Origin of the sequence: Vibrio cholerae ATCC 14035, from assembly GCF_000621645.1 — a bacterium.
GTDB lineage: Bacteria > Pseudomonadota > Gammaproteobacteria > Enterobacterales > Vibrionaceae > Vibrio > Vibrio cholerae.
Map to the genome: position 1 here is coordinate 64,391 of NZ_JHXR01000002.1, position 16,210 is coordinate 80,600.

General features: G+C 48.6%; 14 protein-coding genes. 6 read left to right on the top strand and 8 right to left on the bottom strand.

Translation table 11 applies throughout. The features are described 5' to 3' along the window. Positions 1-47 precede the first annotated feature (47 nt). The 7 genes from T411_RS0102210 to T411_RS0102240 all read right to left on the bottom strand — a co-directional run bounded on the left by T411_RS0102210 (position 48) and on the right by T411_RS0102240 (position 6,668). Positions 48-833: a LytR/AlgR family response regulator transcription factor gene (locus tag T411_RS0102210; RefSeq protein ID WP_000981879.1), complete on the bottom strand. Its 786-nt coding sequence runs from the start codon at positions 831-833 to the stop codon at positions 48-50. Positions 834-992: 159 nt separating this feature from the next. Next, positions 993-2,072, bottom strand: coding sequence for a sensor histidine kinase (locus T411_RS0102215; RefSeq protein WP_000970565.1), 1,080 nt, complete (start codon positions 2,070-2,072; stop codon positions 993-995). Then, positions 2,073-3,317, bottom strand: a complete 1,245-nt coding sequence (locus tag T411_RS0102220) for a hypothetical protein (RefSeq protein ID WP_001203200.1) — start codon at positions 3,315-3,317, stop codon at positions 2,073-2,075. A 4-nt stretch (positions 3,318-3,321) separates the two neighbouring features. Beyond that, positions 3,322-4,065: an outer membrane lipoprotein-sorting protein gene (locus T411_RS0102225; RefSeq protein ID WP_000475395.1), complete on the bottom strand. Its 744-nt coding sequence runs from the start codon at positions 4,063-4,065 to the stop codon at positions 3,322-3,324. Then, positions 4,058-5,317 (bottom strand): ABC transporter permease, encoded by a 1,260-nt coding sequence (locus tag T411_RS0102230; RefSeq protein ID WP_000517213.1) that lies wholly within the window; start codon positions 5,315-5,317, stop codon positions 4,058-4,060. Before T411_RS0102230 ends, T411_RS0102225 begins: the two co-directional genes overlap by 8 nt. Beyond that, entirely contained in the window at positions 5,305-5,988 is a 684-nt protein-coding gene (locus T411_RS0102235) for an ABC transporter ATP-binding protein (protein WP_000902226.1), read from the bottom strand. The genes T411_RS0102230 and T411_RS0102235 overlap by 13 nt, the downstream gene beginning before the upstream one ends. Before the next feature lie 8 nt (positions 5,989-5,996). Continuing rightward, complete coding sequence (locus T411_RS0102240; RefSeq protein WP_000702730.1) at positions 5,997-6,668, bottom strand: hypothetical protein; 672 nt, start codon at positions 6,666-6,668, stop codon at positions 5,997-5,999. A gap of 26 nt (positions 6,669-6,694) precedes the next feature. Here T411_RS0102240 and T411_RS1000000121475 point away from each other — a divergent pair, with 26 nt between their 5' ends. Then, positions 6,695-6,829, top strand: coding sequence for a hypothetical protein (locus T411_RS1000000121475; RefSeq protein WP_000003970.1), 135 nt, complete (start codon positions 6,695-6,697; stop codon positions 6,827-6,829). Between the two features lie 151 nt (positions 6,830-6,980). Here T411_RS1000000121475 and T411_RS0102250 read toward each other — a convergent pair whose 3' ends face one another. Continuing rightward, positions 6,981-7,904, bottom strand: coding sequence for an aldo/keto reductase (locus T411_RS0102250; protein ID WP_001187221.1), 924 nt, complete (start codon positions 7,902-7,904; stop codon positions 6,981-6,983). A 291-nt stretch (positions 7,905-8,195) separates the two neighbouring features. On the opposite strand from T411_RS0102250, the gene T411_RS0102255 reads away from it, so the two are divergent. The 5 genes from T411_RS0102255 to T411_RS0102280 all read left to right on the top strand — a co-directional run bounded on the left by T411_RS0102255 (position 8,196) and on the right by T411_RS0102280 (position 16,205). Further along, a complete protein-coding gene (locus tag T411_RS0102255; RefSeq protein WP_000772619.1) occupies positions 8,196-10,268 on the top strand; it encodes an alpha-amylase in 2,073 nt (690 codons plus the stop codon). Continuing rightward, complete coding sequence (locus tag T411_RS0102260) at positions 10,258-10,443, top strand: hypothetical protein (protein WP_000729211.1); 186 nt, start codon at positions 10,258-10,260, stop codon at positions 10,441-10,443. The genes T411_RS0102255 and T411_RS0102260 overlap by 11 nt, the downstream gene beginning before the upstream one ends. 359 nt (positions 10,444-10,802) lie before the next feature. Beyond that, entirely contained in the window at positions 10,803-12,041 is a 1,239-nt protein-coding gene (locus T411_RS0102270) for an outer membrane protein transport protein (protein WP_000966057.1), read from the top strand. Between the two features lie 15 nt (positions 12,042-12,056). Next, positions 12,057-14,447, top strand: coding sequence for a VolA/Pla-1 family phospholipase (locus T411_RS0102275; protein ID WP_000815657.1), 2,391 nt, complete (start codon positions 12,057-12,059; stop codon positions 14,445-14,447). A gap of 477 nt (positions 14,448-14,924) precedes the next feature. Next, entirely contained in the window at positions 14,925-16,205 is a 1,281-nt protein-coding gene (locus tag T411_RS0102280) for a methyl-accepting chemotaxis protein (protein ID WP_000478324.1), read from the top strand. Positions 16,206-16,210: the final 5 nt, after the last annotated feature.

Genomic DNA, 16,210 nt, shown 5'->3' on the forward strand with positions numbered 1-16,210 from the left:
TAGACAGTAGGAGAGTGGAGAGAAAAATAGGCAGGCGTGCTATCGGTTTAACTGACTTTGAATAGGTGCTGCAGTGCTCGACTCACGGGTAGCTGAAGTCTATCAATATGCACCCACATTTTGCCGCCAAAATCACGGGTAACTTTATCGATTTTTCCGACATTGACCACGATAGAACGGTGAATTTGCCAAAACTGGTTGGGATCGAGCTGCGCAAGCAGCTCTTTCAAAGAAGAACGCAACAAATACTCATGCGTTGTCGCGCCATGCACTTTGTACAAAGAGAGGTACTTATCCTCCGCTTTCACGTAGAGCAACTCATTTACGGCAATAAGATGGATCTCCTCACCTTTACTGGCTTTTAACCAGACCTGGTATTGAGGTTTAACAGTGCGAGTAAGTTGCTCAAATTGGCTCATCAACTGTGCCAAATCATTGCTTGGAGCCACGTTACGCCGCAATTGTTGCTGCAATTTTTCGCAGCAACTCGCTAGTCGAGAAGACGAAAGTGGCTTCAGCAAATAGTCGATAGCATGTGTTTCAAAGGCACTGACTGCGTACTCATCATACGCGGTGATGAAAACCACTAACGGGACTTTAGGCTGTTGAAGTAGACGCCGAGCCACTTCGATGCCATCCATTTTAGGCATCCGAATGTCTAAAAAAACCACATCAGGCTGATGCTGTTCAATTGCCTGCAAAGCGATTTGACCATTTTCCGCACTGGCCACGATCTCAAGCGCTGGCCACAACTCAGCCAAGAGCTTATTGAGATGATGACGCAGTAAAGGTTCATCATCCGCAAGAACCGCAGTGTAGGTCTGGTTCATCATTAGAGCCTCTTCTTACTTTTTGTATACCCAAGCTACTTGACGTTGCAGGTAAACGCCGAGTGAAAAATTTATCTGGAACAGATTGGCATCGCCGTAGACCGACCTTTGTTGCTTAGCCAAGGATACCCTCATTCCTCTTATTATGCGCATAGACAAACTCTACGATTGAGGTGAACGAGCCTGCGAGTAATCATAAAAAGAACGCTGCAATCCCTGCAAATGGTGCAAACGGATGCGAATCGTGGCCGTAACGCCGCCAGAGCAATTTTGCGCCACGGTCAGTAAACCTTCATGCCCAAAGAGCCCAGACAGACGGTCGCGAACATTCTGCAAAGCAATACCATTGCCCTTGGGGGTATCACTTAAGCCCATGCCATTATCTTCTACCGATAGCTCAAACCAGTCATCAGCCACTTCGATTCTCACCCGAATGGTACCGCCTTCGGCTTTGGGTTCAATACCATGTGACACTGCATTTTCGACCAAAGGTTGGATCAGCATAGGCGGCATGCCGAGTGTACCCCATTCTGACAACTCGGGCAGAGTGTATTCCAGCCTTTCCCCTAAGCGTATTTTTTGAATTCCCAGATACGCATCAATCAGTTGCATCTCTTCACGCAAGTCTCCTGTATTGGTTCGTCGCAAGCGCATAGTACCGCGCAGTAACTCAGTGAGTTTCTCCAACATTAACTGCGCTTTATAGGGTTCTACCGCAATCAAAGCATTAATATTGGCCAAAGTATTGAACAGAAAATGAGGCTCCATCTGACTTTGTAGCTGCTTGAGTTGACTCAATAACAGCGCTTTTTCTTGCTCCGACTGGCGGCGGCGAGCCGCTTCCAATGCGCCTTGAGCTAGGATTTTTTGTTCGTGAGAATAAAAATACAAAAAACAGACCGCGGAAAAAATAAACCCAAGAAAAATAATGGGCTTATAAGCAGAAAACTCATCAAAGCCCGGGTAATGGCGCAGCCATAGATAGGCGCTGCTGGTACCCAGCACCACCGCACAGCTTAAAGATAAGATATTCACCAAACGCTTTGATAGTTCCGGCCAGCGCCGTGCAATCCATTGCGCGGAAAAAAAGGCGCTGTAGCCATAACTAAAGCTGATGGCGAGATGCTCTCCAAATAGCCCACCCCAAATTGACATCGTCGCGAGAGCGATCACGATGCAAAACAGTGTGGTAAAACCAAAACTTTTCAAATCTTGTGCTGAAATATCAAAGCGTTCCATCATCTAGAATTTTCCTTTTAGATTGAACAAAACCCTAACGCTATCGGGTAAGTTGACGTACGCCGAATCCGTTTCGCCACCAAAGAAACGCGCGGCCAGTTCCAGTTCCAAAGAGGCAGAGCCCGTGTCGTAAGCTTGCCAATTGATCCATTGAGTAATCATCCAACCGCCCTCTTCCGGAGACCACAAAACATCAAGAGTTGGCGTGAGGTTATCCATACCAAACCGTTGACCATTACCGCTATCCCATGTCCAATGCAGCATAAAATTGTGCGCCACCAGGTTAGTGGCTTGATAGCCTTGTGCATACGCAAAAGCCATTGGTGACCGGCCCTGTTGATGCAGCAAAGTCGCATCAGCCAATATTTGCTGCCATTCATCAGCATTCCAACTGCGTCCGTCGTACCAGTATTCGGCAATGACGTTGTGCCCCTCTGGGTTTGCCCAGTTTATGCCAAACAAAAACTGCGCCGCATTTTCTTGTTTAACCAATTCGATCGGCTGCTCAGTTTGTCTTTGGTATTGCCAATATTCTCGTTGATATAGCCAAGAGCTGTGCACGCCCCATGTGCTATTGAGTACAGAAACCCACGAGCCGCCCACTAAACCACGCCGGACATTGTCGTAATAAACGATGCCTTGGATTTCACTCTCCCCTATTAAGCGATAGTGGCGTAATCCAATGCCTTGTTGTTCATTTTGAGTCACTAACTGCGCTTCGCTCGAACGCCCCCAAGCACTATCCGTGGCGATCAAAGTCCATTCACCTAACTCTTGATAGGAGGAGAGCGCGAGCACACCAGCCCCCTCTTCCACTTGAATACCTAATGGATTGCGCCGATAGGGTAAAAAAAGATCCAGCGGCCGATAACCATAGCCCACTCCCCAATCGAGACGAATTTTTCCGGCGGTAATATCTAGTGTTTGTCCAGCAAGCGTGCTTTCCCCTTGCCAAAACAGTTCACTGAGTGTCAGCCTCGTTTCTTTTGCCTGCTCATCACTTCGATAGAGTGCGCGGCTAGTGAGCGCAAAACTCGCCGTCCAACCTTGCCAGCGAGACTGTAAATCGAGCCCGATATCCACTTGCTGCTGTTCATCATCTTGAGCAGCAGCCCACACCAAGGAGTCATTGCGTTGAGCATGCGAAGCGCTCACCATCCAATCCCAGTCTAACTTGAGCGGCTCTTGTGTCCATGCAGGAGGACAACTCAGTAGCCCAATAATTCCTAACGCCTGAGCACACCTCATAGCATTACTCCAAGGCCGTATTTTGAATCAAATACGCCGGGTTGTAGAACTTATCCTCCAAACGTTTCGGCTGTACGGATTGATATTCGATCACGGTTCGTCGCAAGGGTTGAATTTTATCCAGCAACGTCATCTCAACCACTCGATCACCTTGCACGGTAAACCACGCCACCTTGGCCAGTTTACCGGAATGCAGATAAAGTTCGGCTTTGATTGGTGAAGCATCCGCACGATTAAGCCACAAGGTGATCGCTTGATAGCTGGCCCCTGCGGTTTTCGCTTTGAGCGCCAAGCGGTACGTTTCAACGCTGGATTGATCTTCACGTTGCACCGAGTCTTCTCCCTCTAAACTCGCTTGATAATCATCACTCCAAGTCAGTGTTGAAATATCACCGACTGAAGCTTCACCGAGCAGTTTTTGCATCGGTGTAATACGGATTGGGCGGCGACTTTTCGGCATCAGTAACCAATAGTTATCTCCGAGCATCAACATTTTTTGTCCAGCTTCTGTCGCCGATTGAAACAGCACTAGCGATTCGCGATTTTCACGCACATAGACATCATACTGATTGGTTTTTTCCAACTGGCCATCATGATAAAGCTGCACCACAGAGACGACTTTCGCTGCCGCTTCTTTAAGCCGGTACTCATCGGCTCGCTGCACCATGCTGCTCACATCCATCTCGACCGCGAAAGATCGATCCATCACCACAAGCCCTAAAACCACCATAAAAATGAGTTTAAACATACGCTAACGCCTCCGTAATTGGCTTATTGACGCCTTTGCGCGCAGAGAACCACGCCGCGAGTACACAAATGAGCACTGTGCCTAGGGTGCAAAACCCAACCAGAGTGAAGGAAAAATAGAGATCGAGCGGATAACCTTCGGTTCTTCCCGGGGGCGGTGGCATTTGAATATCCGCTACGCGTACCGCCACTATGGTTATTCCTGTAAGCAAGGTACCCAAGAGTGAGCCGCACAGCGCCAGCAAGGTCGCTTCGCGCACAAAGCCCGCCAAAATGTCGCTTGGGTACGCGCCAAGAGCCGACAAAGTTCCGATTTCACGAGTCCGCTCACTGACCGACATGGTTAAGGTATTAAAGAGCGCAACAAACACCACCATCGCCATCACGGTTCCCATCACGCCAAACAATCGGTCATACAAGTCTTTGACTCGGGTGTAAAAGAAAGCGAGTTGCTGCCAAGGTGTCACTTGCAGCTCTTGTGATAAGGACAACTGATTCAGTTGATTTTCCACCCACGTTTGTAGCGTTTGAGTATTCTCGGTGTTAAACAGATACACAGACAAGGTGCTGACTTTACTGGAGTTGAGCAGCTCTTGAGCCGATGCTAAGTGCAAATAGAGCTGCCGTTTATCCAACTCAGGCACTCCTGTCGAATAGAGACCACGCACTTGAAAATCCAGTGCGTTCAGTGCGCCATCCGCCGTGGTAGCGAGCAGCGTCACCCAATCACCGACGCCCACACTTAAGTTGCGCGCCAGATCTACGCCAAGCATCACTTGAGGTTGAGTCGGGTCAAAGCGCGGAGACTTAGGATCTTGCAAGGTTTGCCCTGCTCGCAGATCCAAAAACGGGCCTTTCATATCAAACTCTTTGTCATCCACACCAAGACCAACAAAAATCGTTGATTTTTGGCCATTCGAAACCAGCCCTGTTAACTCAATACGTGGCTGGATGCCACGAATCGCCGGATTCGCCAGCAACACTTGGCGAATGTGGTCGCTGCCTTCTAATCCATTCGCCAAAGGTGTCTCTTCCTCTTGTGCAAAATAGCCACGCTGGCTCAGCGTTAAATGTCCGACATCCCGCGCTGTCGATTCACGTAGTGAATCATAGGTATAAAGACCAAAGCCGCCTGCAGATGTTAATGCCAATACTGCAATCGCGATGATCGAAATAGAGAGTAGGCTGCGGCGACGATTACGCTGCAGGTTTAACGCCGCCAATCGCCATGCTTGTGAGATCAACTTGCCCATTGCATCGCCTCCAATGAAATTTGTCCGTCCACCAGATTGAGGGTGCGATCGCACTGAGCTGCCATGCGCCCGTCATGAGTGGCAACCACAAAAGTCGTGCCTAACTCATGACCAAGACTTTTCATTAAACTGATCACGAGGTTGGCTGTTTGACTATCCAGACTCGCGGTAGGCTCATCCGCGACCACCAATTTCGGGTTGTGAACCAACGCCCGAGCTATCGCTACACGCTGCTGCTGACCACCGGAAAGATGATCTGGACGCTGCTGCATCACCGCTTCTAATCCAACCTTGGTTAGCATGTCATGTGCTAACTTGTGCTGATCACGACGGCTAAAACCATTAAGCATCAAGGGATAGGCGACATTCTCTAGCGCCGTCATCACGGATACTAAGTTGAATTTTTGGAACACAAAACCAAACTGAGTACGACGCAGTAAGGCGGCAGACTTACCCTTACGTGGATATACACGTCCCTCTAATGCCACTTCACCTTGGTAATTAGGGTCAAGTAATCCCAAGATGTTGAGCAAAGTGCTTTTACCCGAGCCGGAGGGGCCACACAGCACTAACATCTCGCCTTGCTGTACCACACCGCTCACACCACGTAGCGCTGGCACGCTTTGAACTCCCAATGAGTACTGTTTTTCTATACTTTGAAAATGCAGCATGCGTCCTCCTACCCTTGGCTCAGCAAGGCTTGAGCTTGCTGGGTATCTGGATGTTGCGCATCCGCTTGCTGCATGGCTTCTAGCCAAAGGCGAGCTTGCGCTTCATCTTCGGCGCGCAAGGCAGCAACAATAGCTAAGCGATAGATCCACGCGGTGGCCGCAAACGGCTGCGCTTGAAATTGAGGATCGGACAATAGATTCAGGTAGAGATCATATCCGCGCTCAAAATGGTTAAACATGTCGGGCATGGCGGTATAAGTGGCCGCCGCCACTGCCATAGCAAGCATTTGAACTGGTAAACCGTTGCGTATCTCTTCTGAACTTGCCGTGTGCTCACTTGATTGGGTCACCTGACTACTTAATAAAGAAAGGCCTTTCTCTATTGTGGCAAGCCCCTCTTCGCTATAACGCATTTTCTTCCACGGTAAAAAAGCATCACGTCCCATCAAGGTGCGTGTACTGCCCAAATAGACCAAGCTCAGTGCCGTCGCCCCTTCTTGCGCAACCAATTTTTCTAAATCGGCGTACAAGGGTTCAACTAACTTTTCATCACCTTGTGCGGCTTGGTTATAACGTTGGATCATGGCTTCGCTTGGCAGCGCAAATACAGGCCAAGCAGATAAGCTAAACAACAAAACGGAGACATAAGCAGTCAAGCTCAACGAAGTTCGAATTTTCATGTGAACGGTCCTTTTCAGTAACGTAATTGTCAGAACGTAAACGTCCTCAACTGCTCATCGTGTTTGTGCCACGACGCAGCAGCTATCAAGAATGGAGTGAGCTTACTGAACTTCGTCTGTCGTTATCGGGCTTTGCGACCAATGGTCTTTATGGGGCGTGAATGGACAATATCGGGAGCGAATGGGTGGCAAGAAGTGAAGAGATAAGATATGAGTTGATAAAAACTGCGCCAGTACAAAGACTGGCGCAAGAGTATCTCCTCAAACAACTTGGAGCTGCAGGTAGGAAGAAGATTGAGCCGTAATAACCCGTTATGGCACGCCATGACCTTTGGATGCGACCCACACCCGATACCACTGCTCACGAGAAAGCTCTAACGACAAGGCTGCTATTGCACTTTGAACTCGCTCGATTTTTCCGGATCCGATAATCGGTAGTGGTTGGCTCGGTAAACGACGCACCCACGCATAAATCACCTGCTCAATCGACTCTGCGCCGAGCTCAACACGGATCTCTTCCAGCACAGCTCGTACGCGCTGCGTTTGCTCAGTTTGACCTGAGAAAATTGCGCTGCCACCGAGGCATGACCATGCCATTGGGCGAATGCGCAGACGCTGCAGTTGATCCAAGGTGCCATCGTGTGCCACATCAAAATTGAGTGGATTGATTTCGACTTGGTTAGTCACCAATAGCTTACCTAAGCGTGACTGCAGCAAATCAAACTGCGCTGGGCTGAAGTTTGAAACACCAAAGTGTTTCACTTTACCGACCTTGTGCAGTTCAGAAAATGCTTCCGCGACTTCATCAGCATTCATCAGTACATCTGGGCGGTGGATCAGCAAGACATCGATCTCATTGACTCCCAAACGCTCAAGCGAGTGATTGACCGATTGATAGATATGCGCCGCGCTGGTGTCGTAGTGATTAATTTTGCGCTCAGGAAAGCGATCGCTACACAGTTTAATGTCGCATTTGGTCACAATCTCGATCTGCTCGCGCAGTGAAGGTTCCAACGCTAGGGCTTCACCAAACAGTGTTTCACATTGATAGTTACCGTAAATGTCCGCGTGATCAACGGTACTGATCCCCAGCTCAATATGCTGCTTCAAAAAGGTTAAGCGCTGCTGAGGCGTCATATTCCATTCCGCCAGTCGCCAGTAACCTTGAACCAGTTCAGACAGCTCTGGCCCTTGTTGCGCCATGGTCACTTTCTGTACGGTTGCTTGTTGTTGCATGGTTATTCTCCTGTTTTTCACTCAGCACATCCTATGCAGCTGGCCGTCTCTGTGCAAAAACTATCAATATCGATCCATAAAGTTGTGACTTGAATTAGATTTTTAGACGATAACGCATGGCGGCAATCTGGCTTTCTACGCCCTATCCTGTTGGGTTGTGACGCGGTGCAAATTAACAAGGCGTAGCGCTAAGAATGATGTTGAGTGACGCGGTGCAATTTATCCTTTATCGATACAAAAATCGGCGCCATTTGGGTAGGAAAGCCGAATCAATAATAAGAAGGATAGACAATGAAACTGAATGCCTTGACCCTATCGCTGCTCTCAGCTCTAGCTTTGCCAGCGCTGGCCTCGCCAGCTTCCACTGCGAATTTAACGGTAGCAACCACCACCAACAGCCGCGATTTTCCACTGCAAGCCGATGAACCACTGGTGATCCCGCTCACTAAGGGCGACTACACCTTGACCATTAGCGGGATTGGCGGTGATTGCCCACCGGTCCCCGAACAAGAGATCAAATTCAACACGCCCATCGCTCTCAATTGCCATGTCCCGACTCAGTTACCTTTGAGTATCCGTTTTACCGGGGATTACGCATTTCAGTGGCAAGCGCAAAACAATACTCTCACCTTCGTGCGTCAAACCACTAAGGCAGCCAAAACTGAGTTTCATCGCCCGATCCCAAACGTCAGTTGCGAAGTGTATCAAGGCGGTGAAGTGACTTTAGATCTGGCGAGCAGCTTTGCCGATGGAACCGAGTTGCAAGATGCTATGACTGGGCAAGTAGTGACCATCGAGCAAGGCAAAGTGCGCTTAACCCCTTCCGCTAACAGCGGCGGCTTGGTGTTGTTGGAACCTAAACAGACAGCAAAAGCCGAGCCCAAACAGCCCTTTACCTATCGAAATGCCAATATTTATTTTGTGATGGTTGATCGCTTCTACAACGCAGACCCAAGCAATGATGGCAGTTATGGTCGTCACAAAGATGGCCAAGAGGAGATCGGAACATTTCATGGCGGCGATCTCAAGGGTGTGATTGCAAAACTTGACCATATCCAAAGCTTAGGCACAGATGCTATCTGGCTCTCTCCGATTGTCGAACAGGTACATGGGTTTGTCGGCGGTGGCGAGAAAGGATCATTCCCGTTTTATGCCTATCACGGCTATTGGACCCGCGATTTCACCAAGATCGATGCCAACTTTGGGAAAGATGAGGATTTACAAACCTTAGTGCGTGAGGCGCATCGTCGCGGCATTAAAATTTTGATGGATGCGGTGATCAATCATGCAGGTTACGCGACACTCGCCGATTTACAGCAAGATGCAGTACAAGTGGTGAACGCACCTATGCTGCCTGAACGTTGGAATGACTGGAAACCCAGCGCCGACGAAAACTGGCACAGCTTCCATCAAGCCATTGATTACCAAAGCAAGAATTGGCAACAGTGGTGGGGGCCAGACTGGGTACGCGCAGGCTTACCGGGCTATCCTGCGCCGGGCAGCAGTGACATCACGATGAATCTCGCCGGTTTACCGGATTTTCGCACTGAATCCCCCCAAGCCGTTACCCCGCCGCAGTGGCTACTCAACAATCCCGGCACACGAGTGGTGAGCAAACCCAATTACACTGTCGCTGACTATTTAATTGAATGGCAAAGCGATTGGGTACGCCGCTTTGGGATCGACGGTTTTCGCATCGACACCGTCAAACATGTGGAAGGGGAAGTGTGGCAACGCTTAAAACAGCGCGCGACGGAAAGCCTTGCAGCGTGGCGTAAAGACAATAATCAAAGCGGTGAGCCGTTTTGGATGATGGGCGAAGTGTGGGGGCACGGTGCCTATCGCAGCCCCTACTTTGATGATGGCTTTGATGCATTGATTAACTTTGACATTCAAAAACGTATGGATAACGGCGCAGCCTGTTTGAGCCAGATGGCGATGGTGTATCGCGATTACGCGCAAACCCTCGCCAAATATCCCGACTTTAACCCCGTCAGTTATATGTCCTCGCACGATACTGAGTTGTTTTTCGGGCGCTTTAAATCACTGGATATGCAACGTAACGCCGCCAATGCCCTGCTACTGACACCGGGTGCTATCCAAGTGTATTACGGCGATGAAGTCGCCCGCGAAGCGGGACCGTACGCAGACGATTTCCATCAAGGCACTCGCTCTGATATGCCTTGGGAATGGAATGCCGAACGCCAAGCACTGCTCAAGCATTGGCAAACCTTAGGTCAATTCCGTCAACGTCACCCTGCGATAGGAACGGGAGAGCATCGCGAAATCGCCCAATCTAACGCTTATGTTTTCACTCGCACATTGGGTGAAGATAAGGTGGTCGTGGCGTTCGTTGGCCGCTAAGCCACTCCATCAGGAGCATACACAGTATGCTCCTGAATTTGTCGAAATTCGTGGCGATGTCCCCTCCTCAAAAGCACTCAAAAATCATCCTTTGGTTGTAACTGACTGTAAAGCCTGCAAACTTAAACTGGTACAACCAGAAAATGACTTTAATTCATTGATCTTGATGAATTAAATCTCTATCTTGCGCCTCTTTTATAAAATAATTCAGTTATTTTCTTTGACATAGCATTAACACAAATTTAACATCGCGCTTCATGTGCTCTTTTCAGTGGTTGGGTTCCTTTACTTGCACCTTCTCACCCCCACCCGTTACGCATCCAACCACTTGCTCGCCATAACAAAACGACTTGGCGTTATAGATCGGTAGCAAGGGATATCCGTCATGGGTCAACTGAAAAAATCGCATCAAGCCAATAACAATAACCACACACCCAAGCGGTTTGAGAATACCGATTAGCAACCAAGCACTCCTGCGTGCTGCCAATGTTGCTTTTGTTCTTCAATCGTGCGGAAAGACCTAGGAGGTCGAGAATGTTGTATAAATCTTCCCTTGCTGTCGCCATCTCAGCCCTGATTGCGGGGCAAGTTAGCGCCGCTGGTTTTCAAGTTGCCGAACACTCAGCATCGGGTTTAGGTCGTGCATTTTCTGGTGAAGCGGCGGTAGCCGATAATGCCAGCGTGTTAGCACGAAATCCTGCCGCCATGATGCTTTTTGAGACGGCACAATTCTCTGGTGCACTGTCGATCGTCGATCCTGAAGTCAATGTGGACGATCTTTCCAACAATCAGTCGATGAAGGATGTGGCTCCTCTGCAAATTGTGCCCGCCGCGTATTATATCCGCCCAATCAACGACCAATGGGCTTGGGGGCTAGCCATGTTTACGACCTATGGCGTTGCGACCGACTACCCCAATGAGATTTATGCAGGCGACTTAGCCGGCGATACCTCACTCATCTCAGTCAACCTCAACCCGAATATCGCTTATCGTGTTAACCCAGAACTGAGCTTAGGTTTTGGCCTTGATCTGGTCGCCGCCAAAGCCAAATTAACTCGCCACAAAGGTGGATTGGCTCCCTTCATGGGCGGCGGAAATCCTAGCGATAACCTGATTGGCATGACGGGTGAAACCCTTGCTTTAGGCTGGAATATCGGCGCGCTTTATGAATTGGATGAGCAAAACCGGATCGGCTTTGGCTACCGTTCGCGCGTTAAGCTGAATTTCGATGATGGCGAGTTCTCCAGTTATGACTCAGGCATCGCGACCAGTGCGGTTGTTCCGGGACAACTCAAAATCGAACTGCCAGCCATTTGGGAGCTCTCCGGCTTCCACCAACTGAATGAACAATGGGCTGTGCATTACAGCTACCAACAAACCGATTGGAGCAGCTTTGAAGAACTCACTGCCACTTCCAGCCAATGTAAAAACGGCACCTGTTTCCAAAAAATCGAACAATACCAAGACAACGGACGCTGGTCTGTCGGCGCAACCTATACGCTGAACACCACTTGGACATTGCGCGCAGGTTTGGCTTTCGATGAGCAAGCCGGTAAGGCAACACTCAGTATTCCCGACAGTGACCGTTTCTGGTACTCAGCGGGTTTGACGTACACCTTGACGCCACAACTGACTATGGATGCCGGTTTTGCGTTAGTACAGAGCCGTAAGGGGTCTTTTACTGAAAAAAACCAAATCGGCCAGAACCTTCAGTTTGAGTCTGAGGCGGTCGCCTATATCAGTGCATTGCAATTTAACTACCGTTTTCACTAATTTCTGGAGTCGAACATGAAACAGGTTATTAAGCTCTCCCTACTCTGCTCAGCACTCTGGTTAGCCGGTTGCGGTGATGAGACCAATAGTTCAGGTGCAAGCACTGAGGTGGTATACGAATCCTATATTCAACAAGCCTTGCAACGTGATACCACGATCAAATTTGCGTTAAGTGGCAAAGATGCCAATGTGCCTCTACCCTCCTTTGCCTTAATGAATGCTAAGGATGGCACGTTGGAAATTCCGCCAGGAAGCAATACTTCTGGCTCTAACCCATTGGTCGCGATGGGACAAGTGGATGGCTGGCCCATCACTATGCCGCTGTTCCTCGATTTTAAAGGTGCAGGTTTAGCCGATAACATCATCACATCGGGTATTTATCTGTACGAGTTAACCGACTCGATGACCGGTTCACCGAGTATCAAAGCTTTATTAACCAATGGGGTGGATTACACCGCCGTATCCAGTGCTGCTTCCGATAAGATTCTCATCATGCCGACCAAAGCACTCAATGCCTCTTCGGAATACATTCTGGCGGTCACCTCAGAAGTCTCGGATGCCAACGGTAATCCGGTGGGGACTTCTGCAAGCTATGCCGCACTAAAATCCAAAAACAAGATTTACAGCGAAGGAGATATTGCGACGCTACAAAAAGTCACTCAAGGGGTAGAAAAAATCTTCCAACTCAGCGGCGTCGATGAGACTCAAATCGTTTACTCGACGTGGTTTTCCACCCAATCGGTGAGCAATACTCTGTTTGCCACGCGCGGTGCGACCGCATCCGCTTTTGCCAGTGGCAGCAACCAATTAGAGACAGTGTGGAAACAAACAGGCCTTGGGCTCGATACGGCTTACACCATACAATTAGGTACACCCGTTGACTTCGCTGCCGCTCTGACAGCGGATGACAATTTCAGTACCTATGTTGGTGCAGACAAAAAAACCGCTATTTTAGGTACTTACACGGCCAATACCGTTGATGTAACCAAAGGCACAGTCCGTCTACCTTACTACCTTGAAACTGGCAGTAACTGGAATACTCAACCGTTTGAATCGGCGATGCCAAGCCTCGCCAAGATCAAAGCCGCACTGGCAGACAGTAAAGAGCAATTAACGATCGGCAGCCAACTGCTTGCCGCGGGGATTGATACCACCAAGCTCGCCACTGATGCGAGTGAACAGCTCAAGCTGATGGGTTTGACATTGACCAAGTCCGATGGCACTGCATTGGACCCTGAACGCTACATCACTCGCTATTCACCCGTACCCAAAGTGAAATCGGTGCAAGATGTGCCATTTTTACTGTTTACTCCGGCAGGTGCTGCGCCAACTGATATTGTGATTTATCAACACGGTGTCACCACTGCCAAAGAAAATGCCTACGCTTTCGCGAAAAATCTTACAGCTGTGGGACTTGCTGTTATTGCCATTGACTTACCGCTGCACGGGGAACGTAGTTTAGACAGCACGCGCTCGGCCAATAGTGATCCCCTTGCTTACATCAACCTCACCTACTTGGCCGTGGCTCGGGATAACTTACGCCAAAGCATTCTCGATGTATTGGGACTGCGAGCAGCGTTAACCCTGTCTCAGCCTCTTTTCACTGGTACCCGACTGTCTGGCATCAATGTAGGTACAGGCTCGAAAGTTCGTATGCTGGGACATTCATTAGGGGGAATTGTCGGCACTTCTGCGATTGCGGAAAGCAACAAGACCTTAGGATCTACTGCTGCAGATGCTATGTACAGCTTCTCTGGCGCGGCGATTCAAAACTCAGGCGGGCAAATTTCTAACCTACTATTGGGATCAGCGTTTTTTGGTCCGAAGATCAAGCATAACGTTGCATTAAGCGCTAGCACAGAATACAAAGGGTTTGCTGATGCACAATGTGCCAGCTTAGATGATTCTGCTTGCTATAACTTGTTCACTTCCTTGGCAACCCAAGAGCAGCTGGCCCAAGTCACCTCAGGCTTCCAGATGTTCTCGTATGCGGCGCAGACCCTACTCGACACCATTGATCCTTACTCTATAGTGAGCACAAAGCTCAATAATGGTGGGCTGACCACACCACTTTACTTCTCAGAAGTGGATGGTGATAGCGTGGTACCTAACAAGGTGAGTAATCCTACTGGCTCGCTGGTTTATCTCAGCCCTCAGTTTGCCGGCACAGAGCCGCTGGCTACCTTGCTTGGTTTAACCACAGTCAATGCAGGACAAACAGCGCCAAACGCAACCAAAAGCTTTGTTCAGTTCAACAGCACGGCGAAGCACTCGACCTTTGTTGCACCGCAAGATGCGGGATATGCGGATCTTGCACATCATACGGAGATGCAAACTGAAACCGCTGATTTTCTTGCTGACGATAGCCTTGGCGCCGTATCTAATAGCAACTCTGTCTTGAAGTAACTTTCATCCCTTCTTAGAGGTTTAAGGATAAAGCGAAAAGCGCACTCTCGAGTGCGCTTTTTTATCCAGTGTAAAAAACACCTTCCGCATCGATTAAGTGTATCCAAATGTAAAAACCTTCCTGAAATGCATGAACCTTAACTAAGCTTACTATTAATAAAAATATTCATAAATAAGACAAGATTCACGGTTATTATCTCATTGATTAGCGTTGGTTTACCTAACAACCGATATTCCGATTGTTTTGTACTTTAATCATTTAAACCGACGTAAGTTGAAGTGTTGCTTAGAGGCGGGATCGTTTTGCCGTTTTGAATGGAGAGGCACTACGCTCAATAAGTCGAACTCACCATCTCAGCGATGCCTCACATTAAAGGGAATTGCCCTTTCAGCCATGAAAGATTGCTGCGTTGGGTGGTCCCAGTGACGAATTTGTTGGCTGCAAATAAGGGCGTATCAACTATTAAAGGGTCACTTATGTTTCTTTTTCAAAAACAAAAACCATCGACCAAACCTTCCCATCAGGACAATATTGTGCAGTCCCTATCCGAGCATATTGCTTCGATTGAATTTGATACCTCAGGTAATGTCATCTCTGCTAATCCACTTTTTCTCAATGCCGTTGGTTATCGGTTAGAGGAGCTTACCGGGAAACATCATCGTATTTTTTGCTCTCCCGCAGAGTGTCAATCGCAACAATATCAGCAATTTTGGACCTCTCTTGCTCAAGGTAAGTCGCATTCTGGTACTTTTATGCGCTACAAAAAAGATGGTTCACTTTTAGTCTTAGAAGCGACCTATTTCCCCATCAAAACCGATGGGAAAGTGAGTAGTGTGATGAAAATTGCCAGTGATGTTACGGAACAATATCTCCACGCTGAGTCACAACGAGATCTTTTGACGGCACTGAACCAAAATTTTGCAGTGATCGAATTTGAACCTGATGGCACGATTATTTCTGCAAACAGTGCATTTCTCAAAACAATGGGCTATTCACTCGACCAAATAAAAGGCAAACACCATCGCCTGTTCTGCTTTGATGAGTTCTATCAGCAACATCCAACCTTTTGGAAAAGCTTGGCGGCAGGGCAAGCTTATTCTGGTCGGTTCTTACGCAAAAATAGTTATGGTAGTCAGGTATGGATCCAAGCCTCCTACAGTCCGGTCAAAGATCAAAACAATAAGGTATATAAAATTGTCAAGTTCGCCTCAGACATCACTGCAGAGGTATTACGTGAACAGCAAGTAACAGACGCTGCCAATATCGCCTATAGCACCTCAGTAGAAACCTCGCAAGTAGCACAAGGCGGGAACCATGTACTGCAAGATTCAGTTCGTTTAGCAGAAAAAATGGTGGGCAATATCGAACAATCACTACAACAGATTGAGCAGCTCGTGGTTCTCTCGAAAGATGTCTCTGAAATTGTCAAAACCATCAGTGGTATCGCTGACCAAACCAACTTGCTCGCATTAAATGCAGCGATAGAAGCGGCGCGAGCGGGTGAGCAAGGACGCGGTTTTGCGGTGGTTGCCGATGAAGTGCGTCAACTGGCTTCTCGCACCTCAAAAGCCACAGAAGAGATCAATCAAGTGGTGAATAAAAACCTCTCCTTAACTGAAGCGGTAACCAGCTCTATTTCTCAAGTCTCTCAGATTGCCAATGAAACCAATGGCCGCATTGTGGAAGTGTCAACCATCATGGAACAGATTTACCAAGGTGCAGAAAATGTTTCTTCGGCGGTCAGCCAACTCAAATAGTTGAT